This is a genomic window from Pseudomonas sp. NFIX10, from assembly GCF_900111955.1.
GTDB lineage: Bacteria > Pseudomonadota > Gammaproteobacteria > Pseudomonadales > Pseudomonadaceae > Aquipseudomonas > Aquipseudomonas fluorescens_AA.
Genome location: NZ_FOKH01000027.1, coordinates 75598 through 92563, shown reverse-complemented (window position 1 = coordinate 92563; position 16966 = coordinate 75598). Strand labels below are relative to the sequence as shown.

Genomic DNA, 16966 nt, shown 5'->3' with positions numbered 1-16966 from the left:
GCACTTACGACTTCCCAGGTGATGACACTCCAATCATCATCGGTTCGGCTCTGATGGCTCTGAACGGCCAAGACGACAACGAAATGGGCACCACTGCCGTCAAGAAGCTGGTGGAAACTCTGGATAGCTACATCCCAGAGCCAGAGCGTGCTATCGACAAGCCGTTCCTGATGCCAATCGAAGACGTATTCTCGATCTCCGGTCGCGGTACTGTTGTGACTGGTCGTGTTGAGCGTGGCATCGTCCGTATCCAGGAAGAAGTTGAGATCGTCGGTCTGCGCGACACTCAGAAAACTACCTGCACCGGCGTTGAAATGTTCCGCAAGCTGCTCGACGAAGGTCGTGCTGGCGAGAACTGCGGCGTACTGCTGCGCGGCACCAAGCGTGACGACGTTGAGCGTGGCCAGGTTCTGGTCAAGCCAGGCACCGTCAAGCCGCACACCAAGTTCACCGCGGAAGTTTACGTTCTGAGCAAGGAAGAAGGCGGTCGTCATACTCCGTTCTTCAAAGGCTACCGTCCACAGTTCTACTTCCGTACAACTGACGTGACTGGTAACTGCGAGCTGCCAGAAGGCGTTGAAATGGTAATGCCAGGTGACAACATTCAGATGACTGTTACCCTGATCAAGACCATCGCGATGGAAGACGGTCTGCGTTTCGCTATCCGTGAAGGCGGTCGTACCGTCGGCGCTGGCGTCGTAGCCAAAGTCATCGAGTAAGTCTCTTTTAGAGTCAGCTTGATGAGTTGAAAAGCCCCCGCTTAGCGGGGGCTTTTTTATTGGGTTGACACCTACCAGGGGCGTCTATAGAATTGCGCCTCCTTTTAACGGGCGTATTGCGCCCGGTGGGAATAGCAGCCGGAGTCTGAAATCCAATGCAAAATCAGCAAATCCGTATCAGGTTGAAGGCTTTTGACCATCGCCTGATCGACCAATCCACCCAGGAAATCGTGGAAACCGCGAAACGTACTGGTGCTCAAGTGCGTGGTCCAATTCCACTGCCTACCCGTAAAGAGCGGTTCACCGTTCTGGTCTCCCCGCACGTCAACAAAGACGCGCGTGACCAGTACGAGATCCGTACTCATAAGCGCGTTCTGGACATCGTCCAGCCAACGGATAAAACCGTTGATGCTCTTATGAAGCTCGATCTTGCGGCCGGTGTGGAAGTGCAGATCAGCCTCGGCTAAGACTCGGTCTTAGTCGTGTAACGCTCTGAAATGGGCGGCCATAGCGGGTGAAAGCCCCGTACACTCATGAGGTTTACAACATGACTATTGGTGTAGTCGGTCGTAAATGCGGTATGACCCGTATTTTCACCGAAGAAGGTGTCTCCATTCCGGTCACGGTCATTGAGATCGAGCCGAATCGCGTCACCCAGTTCAAAACTGAAGAGACCGATGGCTATCGTGCAGTGCAAGTCACTGTCGGCGAGCGTCGTGCTTCGCGTGTAACAGCAGCTCAGGCTGGCCACTTCGCCAAGGCGAACGTTGCCGCTGGTCGTACCGTAATGGAATTCCGCCTTGAAGAAGGCGAGTACCAGGCCGGCGATCTGATCAACGCTGAAATCTTCGCCGCTGGCCAACTGGTTGATGTAACCGGTCAGTCCAAGGGTAAAGGCTTCCAGGGTACGATCAAGCGTTGGAACTTCCGCGGGCAAGATAACACCCACGGTAACTCCGTATCCCACCGCGTTCCAGGCTCTATCGGCCAGTGCCAGACTCCTGGTCGTGTATTCAAGGGCAAAAAAATGTCCGGTCATATGGGCGCTGAGCGCGTGACCGTGCAGTCCCTCGAAGTAGTGCGCGTGGACGCTGAACGCAATCTGTTGTTGGTCAAGGGCGCTGTTCCTGGCGCTACTGGCGGCAACTTGGTTGTACGTCCAGCAGCCAAGGCTCGCGGTTAAGGGGAAGCTGACATGCAATTAAATGTAAATGACGCTCAAGCGATCGAAGTTTCCGAACTGACATTTGGCGGCGAATTCAACGAGACGCTGGTTCACCAAGCAGTCGTGGCCTACATGGCCGGCGGCCGTCAAGGTAGCAAGCAGCAAAAGACCCGTTCCGACGTTTCCGGTGGCGGCAAGCGCCCATGGCGTCAGAAAGGTACTGGCCGTGCTCGTGCCGGTACTATCCGTAGCCCAATCTGGCGTGGCGGCGGTACCACTTTCGCAGCTCGTCCTCAGGATCACTCCCAGAAGCTGAACAAGAAGATGTATCGCGCAGCAATGCGTTCCATCCTTGCTGAGCTGGTGCGTACTGATCGTCTGGTCGTGGTTCAGGACTTCGCTGTTGAAGCACCGAAAACCAAAGATCTGCTGAACAAGCTGAACGGCATGGGCCTGACTGACGTCCTGATCGTGTCTGACGCTGTTGATCAGAACCTGTACCTGGCTGCTCGCAACCTGCCACACGTCGACGTTCGTGACGTGCAGGGTTCCGATCCGGTCAGTCTGATCGCATACGACAAGGTGTTGATCACCGTGTCGGCCGTGAAGAAATTCGAGGAGCTGCTGGGATGAACCAGGAACGCGTATTTAAAGTTCTGCTTGGCCCGCACGTTTCCGAGAAGGCTACGGTTCTGGCAGACAAGAAAGGCCAGTTCGTTTTCAAGGTTGCTACCGACGCAACCAAGCTGGAAATCAAGAAGGCCGTCGAAAGCCTGTTCAGCGTGAAAGTAGAGCGCGTGACTACCCTGAACGTTCTGGGTAAAAGCAAGCGCACTGCTCGCGGTCTGGGCAAGCGTAATGACTGGAAGAAGGCAGTTATCTCCCTTCAGCCAGGCCAAGATCTCGATTTCAGCAGCAGTGCTGAGTAAGGAAGGGGTGCATCATGGCAATCGTTAAATGCAAACCGACTTCCCCTGGCCGCCGTTTTGTGGTCAAGGTGGTCAACCAGGAGCTGCATAAAGGCGCTCCTCACGCACCGCTGCTCGAGAAAAAATCGAAGTCTGGTGGTCGTAACAACAATGGCCGTATTACCACTCGTCACATCGGTGGTGGTCATAAGCAGCATTATCGTCTGGTCGACTTCCGTCGCAACGACAAGGATGGCATCGCTGCCACCGTCGAGCGTATCGAATACGATCCAAACCGTACTGCTCACATCGCTCTGCTGCTGTACGCAGATGGCGAGCGTCGCTACATCATCGCCCCTAAAGGCGTGAGTGCTGGCGACCAGCTGATCGCAGGTGCCCTGGCACCGATCAAGCCGGGCAACGCTCTGCAACTGCGTAACATTCCAGTTGGTAGCACCGTACACGGCATCGAATTGAAGCCAGGTAAAGGCGCACAGATCGCTCGTTCCGCTGGTGCTTCGGCTCAGCTGATCGCTCGTGAAGGTGTCTACGTGACCCTGCGTCTGCGTTCTGGTGAGATGCGTAAAGTACTGGCTGAATGCCGTGCGACCCTGGGCGAAGTCTCGAACTCCGAGCACAGCCTGCGTTCGTTGGGTAAAGCTGGTGCCAAGCGCTGGCGTGGCGTTCGCCCAACCGTTCGTGGTGTTGCCATGAACCCGGTTGACCACCCACATGGTGGTGGTGAAGGTCGTACCTCTGGTGGTCGTCATCCGGTATCGCCATGGGGCTTCCCGACTAAGGGCGCGAAGACTCGTGGTAATAAGCGTACCGACAAAATGATCGTCCGTCGTCGCAAGTAAATAGAGGGATACGACAGTGCCACGTTCTCTGAAAAAAGGTCCTTTTATTGATCTTCACCTACTGAAGAAGATCGAAGTGGCGGCGGAAAAGAACGATCGCAAACCAGTTAAGACCTGGTCGCGTCGTTCGATGATCCTGCCACAAATGGTCGGTCTGACCATCGCAGTACACAACGGTCGCCAACACGTCCCAGTTCTCGTGAACGAAGACATGGTCGGCCACAAACTGGGCGAGTTCGCCGGTACCCGCACATACCGTGGGCACGTGGCTGACAAGAAAGCCAAGCGTTAAGGGGTAAGGAAATGGAAGTAGCCGCTAAGTTGTCGGGCGCTCGAATCTCCGCCCAGAAAGCCCGCTTGGTCGCCGACCAGATCCGCGGGAAGAAGGTGGGCGAAGCGCTCAACCTGTTGGCTTTCAGCAGTAAGAAAGCCGCCGAGATCATGAAGAAAGTGCTGGAGTCGGCCGTAGCCAACGCCGAGCATAACGAAGGCGCAGACGTTGATGACCTGAAGGTCAGCACCGTTTTCGTCAACGAAGGGCGTTCGCTGAAGCGCATCATGCCACGTGCCAAAGGCCGTGCTGATCGCATCGTCAAGCGGTCTTGCCATATCACTGTCAAGGTTGCTGACAAGTAACGGAGTCGAAGAGATGGGTCAGAAAGTACATCCCATTGGCATTCGCCTGGGAATCGTCAAGGAGCACACCTCCGTCTGGTACGCAGACGGTCGGACTTATGCGGACTACTTGTTCGCTGATCTGAAGGTGCGTGAGTATCTCCAAGACAAACTAAAAAGCGCGTCCGTAAGCCGTATCGATATCCATCGTCCGGCGCAGACTGCACGTATCACCATCCACACCGCTCGTCCAGGTATCGTTATCGGGAAGAAAGGTGAAGATGTTGAGAAACTGCGTCAGGACCTGACCAAGCAAATGGGTGTGCCTGTGCACATCAATATCGAAGAGATCCGCAAGCCGGAGCTCGACGGTATGCTGGTTGCGCAGAGCGTAGCTCAGCAGCTGGAGCGTCGCGTCATGTTCCGTCGCGCTATGAAGCGCGCTGTACAGAACGCCATGCGCATTGGTGCCAAAGGCATCAAAATCCAAGTGAGCGGTCGTCTCGGCGGTGCTGAAATCGCACGTACTGAATGGTATCGCGAAGGTCGTGTGCCACTGCACACCCTGCGTGCCGACATCGACTATGCCAACTACGAAGCTCACACCACCTACGGTGTGATCGGTGTAAAGGTTTGGATCTTCAAAGGCGAAGTAATTGGTGGTCGCCAAGAAGAACTGAAGCCACAAGCACCAGCGCCTCGTAAAAAAGCTGCTAAGTAAGGGGTACGCCAAATGTTGCAACCAAAGCGTACGAAGTTCCGCAAGCAAATGACCGGTCACAACCGTGGCCTGGCATTGCGCGGTAGCAAAGTCAGCTTCGGCGAGTTCGCGCTGAAGTCTGTTGCTCGTGGTCGTCTCACCGCTCGTCAGATCGAGTCAGCGCGTCGTGCTCTGACCCGTCACGTAAAACGTGGCGGCAAGATCTGGATCCGTGTATTCCCGGACAAGCCTATTTCCAAGAAGCCACTCGAAGTTCGGATGGGTAAAGGTAAGGGTAACGTCGAATACTGGGTTGCCCAGATTCAGCCAGGCAAAGTCCTGTATGAAATCGAGGGTGTAACTGAAGAGCTGGCGCGTGAGGCTTTTGCCCTGGCTGCTGCAAAGCTGCCGCTCGCCACCGCCTTTGTTAAACGGACGGTGATGTGATGAAAGCGAATGAACTTCGTGAAAAATCAGCACAGCAGCTGAACGAGCAACTGCTCGGCCTGCTGCGCGACCAGTTCAATCTGCGTATGCAGAAAGCAACTGGCCAGTTGGGGCAGTCTCATCTGCTCTCGCAAGTTAAGCGTGATATCGCTCGCGTGAAAACTGTGCTCAACCAGCAGGCAGGTAAGTAATCATGGCTGAAGCCGAAAAAACTGTCCGTACGCTGACTGGCCGTGTTGTCAGCGACAAGATGGACAAAACCATCACCGTTCTGATCGAGCGTCGCGTTAAGCACCCGATCTACGGTAAATACGTTAAGCGTTCGACTAAGCTGCACGCGCACGACGAAACCAATCAGTGCCACATCGGCGACAAAGTCACTATTCGTGAAACTCGTCCGATGGCCAAGACCAAGTCTTGGGCGCTGGTTGATGTTCTCGAACGCGCTGTGGAAGTCTAAGGGCTAGGGGTCGGAGAAATTATATGATTCAGACTCAATCCATGCTCGATGTGGCCGATAACAGCGGCGCTCGCCGTGTTATGTGCATCAAGGTGCTGGGTGGCTCCCATCGTCGTTACGCTGGTATCGGTGACATCATCAAGGTTACCGTCAAGGAAGCAATTCCTCGCGGTAAGGTGAAGAAAGGCCAAGTGATGACTGCTGTCGTAGTCCGCACTCGCCATGGCGTTCGTCGTGCTGACGGCTCCATCATCCGCTTTGATGGCAACGCTGCTGTTCTGTTGAACAACAAGCAAGAGCCGATCGGCACCCGTATCTTTGGGCCAGTGACCCGTGAACTTCGTACTGAGAAGTTCATGAAGATCGTCTCGCTCGCCCCAGAAGTGCTGTAAGGAGATCCGACATGCAAAAGATTCGTCGTGACGACGAGATCATCGTGATCGCCGGCAAAGACAAAGGTAAGCGCGGTAAGGTGCTGAAGGTTCTTGCTGACAACCGTCTGGTTGTTGGTGGTCTGAACCTGGTCAAGCGTCATACCAAGCCTAACCCGATGTCGGGCGTACAGGGCGGTATCGTCGAGAAAGAAGCGCCACTGCACGCTTCCAACGTCGCCATCTTCAACGGCGAAACCAACAAGGCTGACCGCGTTGGTTTCAAAGTAGAAGACGGTAAGAAAATTCGTGTCTTCAAGTCGACCCAAAAAGCGGTTGATGCTTGAACACTGCTAGGTAGAAGACCATGGCACGACTAAAAGAGATTTACCGGAAGGAAATCGCACCGAAACTTAAGGAAGAACTTAAGCTTTCGAACGTGATGGAAGTTCCGCGCGTTACCAAAATCACCCTGAACATGGGTCTGGGCGAAGCGATCGGCGACAAAAAAGTCATCGAGCACGCTGTTGCTGACCTGGAAAAGATCACCGGTCAGAAAGTCGTCGTGACTTACGCTCGGAAATCCATCGCTGGCTTTAAAGTCCGTGAAGGTTGGCCGATCGGCGTCAAAGTGACCCTGCGCCGTGAGCGTATGTACGAGTTCCTGGATCGTCTGCTGTCGATCTCCCTGCCTCGGGTTCGCGACTTCCGCGGCCTGAATGCCAAGTCCTTCGATGGTCGTGGCAACTACAGCATGGGTGTTAAAGAGCAGATCATTTTCCCGGAAATCGATTACGACAAGATCGACGCTCTCCGCGGTCTGGACATTACCCTGACCACCACTGCACGGACGGATGACGAAGGTCGCGCACTGCTGCGCGCTTTCAAATTCCCGTTCCGCAACTGATTGGAGTAGGAAAATGGCCAAGAAGAGCATGAAAAACCGTGAGCTGAAGCGTCAGCTCACCGTTGCCAAGTACGCCACCAAGCGTGCAGCGCTGAAAGCTATCATCGTTGATCTGAACGCAAGTCCAGAAGCGCGTTGGGAAGCTACCGTAGCCCTGCAGAAGCAGCCACGTGACGCAAGCGCCTCGCGCATGCGTAACCGCTGCCGCCTGACTGGTCGTCCGCACGGCGTGTACCGCAAGTTCGGCCTCGGCCGTAACATGCTGCGTCAAGCTGCAATGCGTGGTGACGTTCCAGGTCTGGTTAAAGCCAGCTGGTAAGCACTGTCGAAGTCTCGGCGTTCGGGATCGCAAGATCCTGACCGTCGGTGACCTTGAACTTGAATCAAGCCCCTATTGGGGCTTGATTCATTTGTGGGGTGTGTCTAGAATACCCGGCTCGCCTGAGCCCGTGTTTTTATTGCGCGGATGCGCTCGGCGACACGTACTAGCCGAAAGGCTAATTTTTTGTGTATTAGGAGCGTCTAGCCCATGAGTATGCAGGACCCGTTAGCGGACATGCTAACTCGTATCCGTAATGCCCAGATGGCTGAAAAGTCCGTCGTAAGCATGCCATCTTCTACGTTGAAGGTAGCTGTTGCCAAAGTCCTGAAGGACGAAGGTTACATTGCGGGTTATCAGATCAGCAGCGAAATCAAGCCTCTGCTGTCCATCGAGCTGAAGTACTTCGAAGGCCGTCCGGTCATCGAGGAAGTGAAGCGCGTTAGCCGTCCTGGCCTGCGTCAGTACAAGTCCGTCGAGGATCTGCCAAAAGTTCGTGGCGGCCTGGGCGTGTCTATCGTCTCCACCAACAAGGGTGTGATGACGGATCGTGCTGCGCGCGCTGCCGGTGTCGGCGGCGAAGTTCTTTGCACTGTGTTCTAAGGGGGGATAAGCATGTCACGCGTCGCTAAGAACCCCGTTAAGCTGCCAGCCGGTGTCGAAGTCAAATTCGCAGGCCAACAGCTTTCGGTGAAGGGTGCCAAGGGCACTCTGCAACTGAACATCCATTCGTCCGTTGAGATCGTTGAAGAAGCTGGTGAGCTGCGTTTCGCTGCTCGCAATGGCGATCAACAGACTCGCGCAATGGCTGGTACCACTCGTGCGTTGGTAAACAACATGGTCCAAGGCGTAAGCCAAGGCTTCGAGCGCAAGCTCCAGCTGGTCGGTGTTGGTTACAAGGCGCAAGCAAAAGGCACAGTGCTGAACCTGGCTCTTGGCTTCTCGCACCCAGTGGATTATGAACTGCCGGAAGGCATCACCGCTGAGACTCCTAGCCAGACCGATATCCTGATCAAGGGCATCGACAAGCAGCTGGTAGGTCAAGTGGCCGCCGAGATCCGCGACTTCCGTCCACCAGAGCCGTACAAAGGCAAAGGTGTGCGCTACGCGGACGAAGTCGTCCGTCGTAAAGAAGCCAAGAAGAAGTAGGGCATAGCAAATGACCGACAAAAAAGTTACTCGACTGCGTCGCGCTCGCAAAGCACGCCTGAAAATGCACGAACTCGAAGTCGTGCGTCTCTGCGTGTTCCGCTCGTCGCAGCACATCTACGCCCAGGTCATTTCGGCCGACGGCAACAAAGTCCTGGCAAGTGCCTCGACTTTGGATAAAGAACTGCGTGATGGCGCCACTGGCAACATCGACGCGGCCACTAAGGTTGGCCAGCTGGTCGCTACGCGTGCTAAAGCCGCTGGCGTCTCGCAGGTGGCTTTCGACCGCTCTGGCTTCAAGTACCACGGCCGCGTCAAGGCGCTGGCTGATGCTGCTCGTGAAGCTGGGCTGGAGTTCTAAGTTATGTCAAATAACGACCAAAAGCGCGACGAAGGCTACATCGAGAAGCTGGTTCAAGTTAACCGCGTAGCCAAAACCGTTAAAGGCGGCCGTATCTTCACTTTCACTGCGTTGACCGTAGTGGGTGATGGTAAAGGCCGTGTTGGCTTCGGCCGTGGCAAGTCGCGTGAAGTGCCTGCTGCGATCCAGAAGGCAATGGAAGCTGCTCGCCGCAACATGATCCAGGTTGATCTGAACGGCACCACTCTGCAGTACGCAATGAAGTCCGCCCATGGCGCTTCGAAGGTGTACATGCAGCCTGCTTCTGAAGGTACCGGTATCATCGCTGGCGGCGCTATGCGTGCTGTCCTCGAAGTTGCTGGCGTTCAGAACGTTCTGGCCAAGTGCTACGGCTCGACTAACCCGGTAAACGTGGTTCACGCCACTTTCAAGGGTTTGAAAGCAATGCAGTCTCCTGAATCCATTGCCGCCAAGCGTGGCAAAAGCGTCAAGGAGATCTTCTGATCATGGCTACCGTAAAAGTAACGCTGATCAAAAGCATGACCGGCCGCATCCCTAACCACAAACTGTGCGTTAAGGGTCTGGGTCTGCGTCGCATCGGTCACACTGTAGAAGTCCAGGATACTCCCGAGAATCGCGGGATGATCAACAAGGCTTACTACATGCTGCGTGTCGAGGGTTAATCGATGAAACTCAATGATCTGAGTCCAGCGCCGGGTTCCCGTCGCGAAAAGCATCGTCCGGGCCGTGGTATCGGTAGTGGTTTGGGCAAGACCGGTGGCCGTGGCCACAAAGGTCAGACCTCCCGCTCCGGTGGCACCATTGCTCCAGGCTTTGAAGGCGGTCAACAGCCGCTGCATCGTCGCCTGCCGAAGTTCGGTTTCGTTTCCCTGAAAGCCATGGACCGCGCAGAAGTGCGTCTGTCCGAGCTGGCCAAAGTGGACGGCGACATCGTCACCGTGCAGTCCCTGAAGGATGCCAACGTGATCAACCAGAACGTACAGCGTGTGAAAATCATGCTGTCGGGCGAAGTTGCTCGTGCTGTCACCATCGGAAAGGGAATCGGCGCCACCAAAGGTGCGCGTGCGGCTATCGAAGCAGCTGGCGGCAAGTTCGAGGAATAAATGGCTAAGCAAGGTGCTCTCTCTGCGCTCGGCAAAGGCGGTATGTCTGAACTCTGGGCTCGTCTGCGTTTTCTGTTCCTGGCGATTATCGTCTACCGAATAGGCGCACACATCCCGGTTCCAGGTATCAACCCGGACCGACTCGCGGACCTGTTTCGACAGAATGAGGGGACCATTCTTAGCTTGTTCAACATGTTTTCCGGCGGCGCGCTGGAGCGGATGAGCATCTTTGCACTGGGGATCATGCCGTACATTTCGGCATCGATCATCATGCAACTGATGAGCGCCGTCAGCCCGCAGCTGGAGCAGTTGAAGAAGGAAGGTGAAGCTGGCCGTCGCAAGATCAGCCAGTACACCCGCTACGGCACTGTCGTCCTCGCTCTCGTTCAGGCCATTGGCATGTCCATTGGCCTGGCGGGGCAGGGCGTTTCGTTCACTGCTGACTTCAGCTTTCATTTCGTTGCGGTAACCACGTTTGTGGCGGGCGCGATGTTCATGATGTGGCTGGGTGAGCAGATTACTGAGCGTGGTGTTGGCAACGGTATCTCGATGTTGATCTTCGCAGGTATCGTCGCCGGTCTTCCGAGAGCGATCGGGCAGTCTTTCGAGTCTGCGCGTCAGGGTGATATCAACATTTTCGCCCTGGTTGCCATCGGTCTGCTGGCAGTAGCGATTATCGGTTTCGTGGTGTTCATCGAGCGTGGTCAGCGGCGAATCGCTGTTCACTACGCCAAGCGTCAGCAGGGCCGCAAGGTATTTGCTGCGCAGACCAGCCACTTGCCGTTGAAGGTGAACATGGCCGGCGTTATTCCGGCTATTTTCGCGAGCAGCATTCTGCTGTTCCCGGCTTCGTTGGGTGCCTGGTTCGGCCAGTCTGAAGGTATGGGCTGGTTGCAGGACATCTCGCAGTCGATCGCTCCTGGTCAGCCGTTGAATATTCTGCTGTTTAGTGCAGGGATTATTTTCTTCTGCTTCTTCTATACGGCGTTGATGTTCAATCCGAAAGACGTAGCGGAAAACCTGAAGAAGTCCGGTGCCTTTATTCCGGGTATCCGTCCAGGTGAGCAGTCTGCGCGCTACATTGATGGCGTTCTGACTCGCTTGACCATGTTCGGTGCTCTTTACATGACGGCCGTCTGTCTGTTGCCCCAGTTCCTGGTGGTTGCGGCAAACGTACCGTTCTACCTTGGCGGGACCTCGTTGCTGATCGTGGTCGTGGTTGTGATGGACTTCATGTCCCAAGTACAATCGCACCTCGTTTCGCACCAGTACGAATCCCTGATGAAGAAAGCCAACCTGAAGGGCTACGGCAGCGGCATGTTGCGCTGAGTAGCGTCCATAAGGTTCGAGGAGTTGGTGATGAAAGTTCGTGCATCGGTGAAAAAGCTGTGCCGCAACTGCAAGATTATTCGCCGCGAAGGTGTTGTTCGGGTAATTTGCAGCGCGGAACCGCGTCACAAACAGCGCCAAGGCTGAGTGTGATTGTGCTTTAAGCCCGGCAGCTAGTGCGCTGCCGGGTTGATTATTTGTTATTACAGCGATATTATCTCGCGCCCTATTTCTTGGCTTCCGGGGCGTAGGTAGCTGTCAATTGGAGTCCCACTGAATGGCCCGTATTGCAGGCGTCAACATTCCAGATAACAAGCATACTGTTATCTCGCTGACCTACATCTATGGTGTTGGTCGCACTACTGCACAGAAAATTTGTGCAGTGACTGGGGTCAACCCAGCGGCAAAGATCAAAGATCTGAGCGACGAGCAGATTGAACAGCTGCGTGGCGAAGTGGCGAAGTTCACCACTGAAGGTGACCTGCGTCGCGAAATCAACATGAAAATCAAGCGCTTGATGGACCTCGGTTGCTATCGCGGTCTGCGTCATCGTCGTGGTCTGCCAGTACGCGGTCAGCGTACCAAGACCAACGCGCGTACCCGTAAAGGTCCGCGTAAGCCGATCCGCAAGTAATCGCCCCAGCGAATCGACAGGAATTTAATCATGGCAAAACCTGCTGCTCGTCCTCGTAAAAAAGTTAAAAAGACAGTGGTTGATGGTATCGCCCACATCCATGCTTCTTTTAACAACACCATCGTGACCATTACCGACCGTCAAGGTAACGCTCTTTCCTGGGCTACCTCCGGTGGTTCGGGTTTCCGCGGTTCCCGCAAGTCCACCCCGTTCGCTGCTCAAGTAGCTGCTGAGCGTGCTGGTCAAGCTGCGCTGGAATACGGCCTGAAAAACCTCGACGTCAACGTCAAGGGTCCAGGTCCAGGTCGTGAATCCGCAGTCCGCGCTTTGAACGGCTGTGGCTACAAGATCGCCAGCATCACCGACGTGACGCCAATCCCGCACAACGGGTGCCGTCCGCCGAAGAAGCGCCGCGTGTAATCCAGGAGATTGTAAAGAATGGCTCGTTACATTGGTCCAAAATGCAAACTCGCTCGTCGCGAAGGCACCGATCTTTTTCTGAAGAGCGGCGTGCGCGCGATCGAATCGAAGTGCAACATTGAAGCAGCACCTGGTATCCACGGCCAACGCCGCGGTCGCCAGTCCGATTACGGCACCCAACTGCGTGAAAAGCAGAAGGTCCGTCGTATCTACGGCGTTCTCGAGCGTCAATTCAGCGGCTACTACAAAGAAGCAGCTGGCAAGAAAGGCGCAACCGGCGAAAACCTGTTGCAACTGCTCGAATGCCGTCTGGACAACGTTGTATACCGTATGGGTTTCGGTTCTACTCGTGCCGAATCCCGTCAGCTGGTATCGCACAAGTCGATCAGCGTTAACGGTCAGACCGTAAACGTTCCGTCCTACCAGGTTCGTGCTGGTGACGTGGTTGCTGTTCGCGAGAAAGCAAAGAACCAACTTCGCATTGTCCAAGCTCTCGATCTGTGTGCCCAACGTGGCCGCGTAGAATGGGTAGAAGTAGACACTGAGAAGAAGTCGGGCGTTTTCAAGAACGTTCCTGCTCGCAGTGATCTGTCCGCCGACATCAACGAAAGCCTGATTGTCGAGCTCTACTCCAAGTAAGGGCTAGAAAATAGGTGCATCCATGCAGATTTCGGTAAATGAGTTCCTGACACCCCGCCATATTGATGTGCAGGTTGTCAGTCCAACCCGCGCCAAGATCACACTCGAGCCTCTCGAGCGTGGTTTCGGCCACACCCTGGGCAACGCGCTGCGCCGCATCCTGTTGTCCTCAATGCCCGGCTGTGCAGTAGTCGAGGCCGAGATTGACGGTGTGCTCCACGAGTACAGCGCCATCGAAGGTGTACAGGAAGACGTAATTGAAATCCTGTTGAACCTGAAAGGTCTGGCTATCAAGCTGCACGGTCGTGACGAAGTTACGCTGACCTTGTCGAAGAAGGGTTCGGGGGTGGTTACCGCTGCCGATATTCAGCTGGATCATGATGTCGAGATCGTTAACCCCGATCACGTAATCGCTAACCTGGCGTCTAACGGCGCCCTGAACATGAAGCTCACCGTAGCTCGTGGTCGTGGTTATGAACCGGCAGACTCGCGTCAGAGCGATGAAGACGAAAGCCGCAGCATCGGTCGCTTGCAGCTTGACTCTTCGTTCAGCCCAGTTCGCCGTATCGCATACGTGGTGGAAAACGCCCGTGTCGAACAGCGTACCAACCTGGACAAGCTGGTTATTGATCTGGAAACCAACGGTACCCTGGATCCTGAAGAGGCAATCCGCCGTGCTGCAACCATCCTGCAACAGCAGTTGGCTGCGTTCGTCGACCTCAAGGGTGACAGTGAGCCAGTGGTTGTCGAGCAGGAAGACGAGATCGATCCGATCCTGCTTCGCCCGGTTGACGATCTGGAACTGACTGTACGTTCGGCTAACTGCCTTAAGGCGGAAAACATCTACTACATCGGCGACCTGATTCAGCGTACCGAAGTAGAGCTGTTGAAGACTCCGAACCTTGGCAAGAAATCCTTGACTGAAATCAAGGACGTTCTGGCCTCCCGCGGTCTGTCCCTCGGCATGCGCCTCGACAACTGGCCGCCTGCAAGTCTTAAGAAGGACGACAAGGCGACTGCCTGATCGTCGTAATCACCGAACGTTGTGTTTGGTAAGGAATGAACCATGCGTCATCGTAAAAGTGGTCGTCACCTGAGCCGCACCAGCTCGCACCGCAAGGCCATGTTCCAAAACATGGCGGTGTCGCTGTTCGAGCACGAGCTGATCAAAACTACACTGCCGAAAGCCAAAGAACTGCGTCGCGTTGCTGAGCCGCTGATCACTCTGGCCAAGACAGATAGCCTGGCTAACCGCCGTCTGGCTTTCGACCGTACTCGTTCGAAAGCTATCGTTGGTAAGCTCTTCAACGACCTGGGCAAGCGTTACGCTACCCGTGAGGGTGGCTACCTGCGCATCCTCAAGTGCGGTTTCCGCGCTGGCGACAACGCGCCTATGGCGTACGTCGAGTTGGTTGATCGTGCTACCAGCGGTGAAGCTGTATCCGCTGAGTAAGTCGGCAACAAACGAAAAACCGGGCCTTGTGCCCGGTTTTTTGTTGCCTGCTAAAAGTGCCAAGACCGTTTCGCCTGGTTTGGCTATCGGCAAGTCTTCAGAATTAGATAATGACTATCGATGTCCATGATTTAATGAATTTGGATACTGTCACTAACATGATCAATACTCCTTTCCAGCCGATTAGCCGGCAGTTTGAAGACCGACCTAGGAAGATTGAGCATGAGCCAGATCAAAACGCTTACGACCGCCAGCGGCGCTCCTGTCGCCGATAACCAGAACTCTCGTTCCGCCGGCCCGCGAGGCCCGCTGCTGCTCGACGATTTTCACCTGATCGAAAAGCTGGCTCACTTCAACCGCGAGAACATTCCCGAGCGTCGCGTGCACGCCAAAGGGTCGGGGGCCTACGGCACCTTTACCGTCACCCAGGACATCACCCAGTACACCAGCGCCAAGTTGTTCGAGTCGATCGGCAAGCAGACACCCACCTTCCTGCGGTTCTCCACCGTGGGTGGCGAGCGTGGTTCGGCCGACACTGAACGCGATCCGCGGGGTTTCGCCCTGAAGTTCTACACCGAGGAAGGCAACTGGGACATCGTTGGCAACAACACGCCGGTCTTCTTCATCCGTGATCCGTTGAAATTTCCGGATTTTATCCACACCCAGAAGCGTCTGCCGCAAAGCAACCTGAAAAGTGCCCAGGCGATGTGGGATTTCTGGTCGCATTCGCCTGAGGCGCTGCACCAGGTCACCATCCTGTTTTCCGACCGCGGCATTCCGGATGGCTACCGCCACATGCACGGTTTCGGCAGCCACACCTACAGCCTGATCAACGCACAGGGTGAGCGGCACTGGGTGAAGTGGCACTACAAGACCCTGCAAGGCATCAAGAACCTCGCGCCGGCAGAAGCGGCACGCCTGGCGGGTACCGACCCGGATTATGCCCAGCGCGACCTGTTCGAGGCCATTGAGCGCGGTGACTTCCCAAAATGGCGTGTCTGCATCCAGATCATGAGCGAGGCCCAGGCCGCGGCCCATTACGAGAATCCGTTCGACGTGACCAAGACCTGGTCGCAGAAAGAGTTTCCATTGATCGAAGTGGGTGTGCTCGAGCTCAACCGCAACCCGCTGAATTACTTCGCTGAAGTCGAGCAGGCGGCGTTTGGCCCGAGCAACATGGTGCCAGGGGTTGGTCTCTCGCCGGATCGCATGCTGCAGGGCCGTGTCTTCGCCTACGCCGATGCGCACCGCTACCGTGTGGGCACCAATCACCAGCAATTGCCAGTGAATGCGCCACGTAGCCCGGTCAACACTTACCAGCGCGACGGTGCCATGGCGTTTGGCAGCAATGGCGGGGCGGCACCGAACTACGAGCCTAACAGCTATGTGGAGGCACCGAAGCAGGCGCCGCGTTATGCGGAGCCGGCCCTGGCCCTCAGTGGCGCGGCGGATCGTTACGATCATCGCGAAGACACGGACTACTACAGCCACGCCGGTGCGTTGTTCCGGTTGATGAGCGACGAGCAGAAAGCGTTGCTGATCAACAATATCGCCGGCGCGATGGCCAGTGTATCGGCGGATGTCGTTGACCGTCAGCTCCAGCATTTCTTCAGGGCGGACGCGGCTTATGGAGAAGGTATCGCAAAGGCGTTGGGCGTACAGCTTAACTAAGTCTAAACGAGAAGCAGAACCGCCCTCATTTGGGCGGTTTTTGCGTTATTTAGCCCAGTTTTCTCGGATTTTCTTCGCTTTTATTGCGATGAACGAGTGACCTCTCCGTCAGGTTGGTTCAAACTAGAGCCTTCAAAGCTTGTGGAGATGTAGGGCGATGCAAGGTCACCCAGATGTAATCGATTACCTCAACACGTTGCTGACAGGCGAACTGGCAGCCCGTGATCAATATTTCATCCACTCGCGGATGTACGAGGACTGGGGTTTCACCGAGCTCTACGAACGTATCAACCATGAGATGGAAGAAGAAGCCCAGCACGCCGATGCATTGATGCGCCGGATCCTGATGCTCGAAGGCACGCCGCGGATGCGTCCGGATGACTTGGATGTCGGGACCACCGTGCCCGATATGTTGGCCGCTGACCTGCGCCTGGAATACAAAGTCCGCGCCGCGCTGTGCAAAGGCATCGAGCTCTGCGAGCAGCACAACGACTATGTGACCCGCGAGATCCTGCGTATCCAACTCAACGACACTGAAGAAGACCATACCTACTGGCTCGAGAAGCAGTTGGGTCTGATCAAGTTGATTGGCCTGGAAAACTACCTGCAATCACAGTTCTGATTGCTGGGAAAGGGAACGCAGAGCGTCCCAAGCTGCATTCCCACGCAGAGCGTGGGAACGATCAAGCCCCTGCCATCGATGAGATGACGGGGG

General features: G+C 55.5%; 31 protein-coding genes. All 31 read left to right on the top strand.

Going from position 1 to position 16966, the window contains the following annotated elements:
• On the top strand, nucleotides 1–719 hold a 719-nt coding region (locus BM321_RS22265), incomplete at its 5' end, for an EF-Tu C-terminal domain-related protein (RefSeq protein WP_256575020.1).
• Between the two features lie 155 nt (nucleotides 720–874).
• A complete protein-coding gene (gene rpsJ, locus BM321_RS22260) occupies nucleotides 875–1186 on the top strand; it encodes a 30S ribosomal protein S10 (protein ID WP_003186070.1) in 312 nt (103 codons plus the stop codon).
• 80 nt (nucleotides 1187–1266) lie between these two features.
• Nucleotides 1267–1902 carry a 50S ribosomal protein L3 gene (rplC, locus tag BM321_RS22255; protein ID WP_003186059.1) on the top strand — a complete coding sequence of 212 codons (636 nt, stop codon included), beginning with the start codon at nucleotides 1267–1269 and terminating at the stop codon, nucleotides 1900–1902.
• 12 nt (nucleotides 1903–1914) lie between these two features.
• Entirely contained in the window at nucleotides 1915–2517 is a 603-nt protein-coding gene (rplD, locus tag BM321_RS22250) for a 50S ribosomal protein L4 (RefSeq protein ID WP_003186057.1), read from the top strand.
• Nucleotides 2514–2813 (top strand): 50S ribosomal protein L23, encoded by a 300-nt coding sequence (gene rplW / locus BM321_RS22245; RefSeq protein WP_002555488.1) that lies wholly within the window; start codon nucleotides 2514–2516, stop codon nucleotides 2811–2813. The genes rplD and rplW overlap by 4 nt, the downstream gene beginning before the upstream one ends.
• 14 nt (nucleotides 2814–2827) lie before the next feature.
• Nucleotides 2828–3652 carry a 50S ribosomal protein L2 gene (gene rplB / locus BM321_RS22240; protein ID WP_003186055.1) on the top strand — a complete coding sequence of 275 codons (825 nt, stop codon included), beginning with the start codon at nucleotides 2828–2830 and terminating at the stop codon, nucleotides 3650–3652.
• A 16-nt stretch (nucleotides 3653–3668) separates the two neighbouring features.
• Complete coding sequence (rpsS, locus tag BM321_RS22235) at nucleotides 3669–3944, top strand: 30S ribosomal protein S19 (RefSeq protein WP_002555486.1); 276 nt, start codon at nucleotides 3669–3671, stop codon at nucleotides 3942–3944.
• A gap of 11 nt (nucleotides 3945–3955) precedes the next feature.
• Nucleotides 3956–4288 carry a 50S ribosomal protein L22 gene (gene rplV, locus BM321_RS22230; protein ID WP_003103908.1) on the top strand — a complete coding sequence of 111 codons (333 nt, stop codon included), beginning with the start codon at nucleotides 3956–3958 and terminating at the stop codon, nucleotides 4286–4288.
• Nucleotides 4289–4301: 13 nt separating this feature from the next.
• On the top strand, nucleotides 4302–4988 hold the full coding sequence (gene rpsC, locus BM321_RS22225) for a 30S ribosomal protein S3 (protein WP_003176422.1): 687 nt from the start codon (nucleotides 4302–4304) through the stop codon (nucleotides 4986–4988).
• A 12-nt stretch (nucleotides 4989–5000) separates the two neighbouring features.
• Complete coding sequence (rplP, locus tag BM321_RS22220) at nucleotides 5001–5414, top strand: 50S ribosomal protein L16 (RefSeq protein ID WP_025215754.1); 414 nt, start codon at nucleotides 5001–5003, stop codon at nucleotides 5412–5414.
• A complete protein-coding gene (gene rpmC / locus BM321_RS22215; protein ID WP_002555481.1) occupies nucleotides 5414–5605 on the top strand; it encodes a 50S ribosomal protein L29 in 192 nt (63 codons plus the stop codon). Before rplP ends, rpmC begins: the two co-directional genes overlap by 1 nt.
• Before the next feature lie 2 nt (nucleotides 5606–5607).
• Nucleotides 5608–5874: a 30S ribosomal protein S17 gene (rpsQ, locus tag BM321_RS22210; RefSeq protein ID WP_003194644.1), complete on the top strand. Its 267-nt coding sequence runs from the start codon at nucleotides 5608–5610 to the stop codon at nucleotides 5872–5874.
• A gap of 23 nt (nucleotides 5875–5897) precedes the next feature.
• Entirely contained in the window at nucleotides 5898–6266 is a 369-nt protein-coding gene (gene rplN / locus BM321_RS22205) for a 50S ribosomal protein L14 (protein ID WP_002555479.1), read from the top strand.
• An 11-nt stretch (nucleotides 6267–6277) separates the two neighbouring features.
• The gene (gene rplX, locus BM321_RS22200; protein WP_003186046.1) at nucleotides 6278–6592 is read left to right on the top strand and encodes a 50S ribosomal protein L24; all 315 of its coding nucleotides are present in this window, start codon (nucleotides 6278–6280) and stop codon (nucleotides 6590–6592) included.
• Nucleotides 6593–6612: 20 nt separating this feature from the next.
• Nucleotides 6613–7152, top strand: a complete 540-nt coding sequence (gene rplE, locus BM321_RS22195) for a 50S ribosomal protein L5 (protein WP_003186044.1) — start codon at nucleotides 6613–6615, stop codon at nucleotides 7150–7152.
• A gap of 13 nt (nucleotides 7153–7165) precedes the next feature.
• A complete protein-coding gene (gene rpsN, locus BM321_RS22190; protein ID WP_003186042.1) occupies nucleotides 7166–7471 on the top strand; it encodes a 30S ribosomal protein S14 in 306 nt (101 codons plus the stop codon).
• A 210-nt stretch (nucleotides 7472–7681) separates the two neighbouring features.
• Nucleotides 7682–8074: a 30S ribosomal protein S8 gene (rpsH, locus tag BM321_RS22185; RefSeq protein ID WP_017848802.1), complete on the top strand. Its 393-nt coding sequence runs from the start codon at nucleotides 7682–7684 to the stop codon at nucleotides 8072–8074.
• A gap of 12 nt (nucleotides 8075–8086) precedes the next feature.
• Complete coding sequence (rplF, locus tag BM321_RS22180) at nucleotides 8087–8620, top strand: 50S ribosomal protein L6 (RefSeq protein ID WP_003186039.1); 534 nt, start codon at nucleotides 8087–8089, stop codon at nucleotides 8618–8620.
• Nucleotides 8621–8630: 10 nt separating this feature from the next.
• The gene (gene rplR / locus BM321_RS22175) at nucleotides 8631–8981 is read left to right on the top strand and encodes a 50S ribosomal protein L18 (RefSeq protein ID WP_003186037.1); all 351 of its coding nucleotides are present in this window, start codon (nucleotides 8631–8633) and stop codon (nucleotides 8979–8981) included.
• A gap of 3 nt (nucleotides 8982–8984) precedes the next feature.
• Nucleotides 8985–9485, top strand: coding sequence for a 30S ribosomal protein S5 (gene rpsE, locus BM321_RS22170; protein WP_003186035.1), 501 nt, complete (start codon nucleotides 8985–8987; stop codon nucleotides 9483–9485).
• Nucleotides 9486–9487: 2 nt separating this feature from the next.
• Entirely contained in the window at nucleotides 9488–9664 is a 177-nt protein-coding gene (gene rpmD, locus BM321_RS22165; RefSeq protein WP_003176408.1) for a 50S ribosomal protein L30, read from the top strand.
• Between the two features lie 3 nt (nucleotides 9665–9667).
• Nucleotides 9668–10105 carry a 50S ribosomal protein L15 gene (rplO, locus tag BM321_RS22160; RefSeq protein ID WP_003186032.1) on the top strand — a complete coding sequence of 146 codons (438 nt, stop codon included), beginning with the start codon at nucleotides 9668–9670 and terminating at the stop codon, nucleotides 10103–10105.
• Nucleotides 10106–11434 (top strand): preprotein translocase subunit SecY, encoded by a 1329-nt coding sequence (gene secY / locus BM321_RS22155; RefSeq protein WP_003186029.1) that lies wholly within the window; start codon nucleotides 10106–10108, stop codon nucleotides 11432–11434.
• A gap of 30 nt (nucleotides 11435–11464) precedes the next feature.
• Entirely contained in the window at nucleotides 11465–11581 is a 117-nt protein-coding gene (gene rpmJ / locus BM321_RS22150; protein ID WP_002555468.1) for a 50S ribosomal protein L36, read from the top strand.
• A 130-nt stretch (nucleotides 11582–11711) separates the two neighbouring features.
• Nucleotides 11712–12068, top strand: a complete 357-nt coding sequence (gene rpsM, locus BM321_RS22145; RefSeq protein WP_003186020.1) for a 30S ribosomal protein S13 — start codon at nucleotides 11712–11714, stop codon at nucleotides 12066–12068.
• Between the two features lie 30 nt (nucleotides 12069–12098).
• A complete protein-coding gene (gene rpsK, locus BM321_RS22140) occupies nucleotides 12099–12488 on the top strand; it encodes a 30S ribosomal protein S11 (protein ID WP_002555466.1) in 390 nt (129 codons plus the stop codon).
• Between the two features lie 18 nt (nucleotides 12489–12506).
• Nucleotides 12507–13127 carry a 30S ribosomal protein S4 gene (rpsD, locus tag BM321_RS22135; RefSeq protein ID WP_003176404.1) on the top strand — a complete coding sequence of 207 codons (621 nt, stop codon included), beginning with the start codon at nucleotides 12507–12509 and terminating at the stop codon, nucleotides 13125–13127.
• Nucleotides 13128–13149: 22 nt separating this feature from the next.
• The gene (rpoA, locus tag BM321_RS22130; protein ID WP_003186012.1) at nucleotides 13150–14151 is read left to right on the top strand and encodes a DNA-directed RNA polymerase subunit alpha; all 1002 of its coding nucleotides are present in this window, start codon (nucleotides 13150–13152) and stop codon (nucleotides 14149–14151) included.
• Nucleotides 14152–14193: 42 nt separating this feature from the next.
• Entirely contained in the window at nucleotides 14194–14580 is a 387-nt protein-coding gene (gene rplQ / locus BM321_RS22125) for a 50S ribosomal protein L17 (RefSeq protein WP_003186009.1), read from the top strand.
• 222 nt (nucleotides 14581–14802) lie between these two features.
• A complete protein-coding gene (locus BM321_RS22120) occupies nucleotides 14803–16251 on the top strand; it encodes a catalase (RefSeq protein ID WP_092204458.1) in 1449 nt (482 codons plus the stop codon).
• Nucleotides 16252–16408: 157 nt separating this feature from the next.
• The gene (bfr, locus tag BM321_RS22115) at nucleotides 16409–16873 is read left to right on the top strand and encodes a bacterioferritin (protein WP_003186005.1); all 465 of its coding nucleotides are present in this window, start codon (nucleotides 16409–16411) and stop codon (nucleotides 16871–16873) included.
• Nucleotides 16874–16966: the final 93 nt, after the last annotated feature.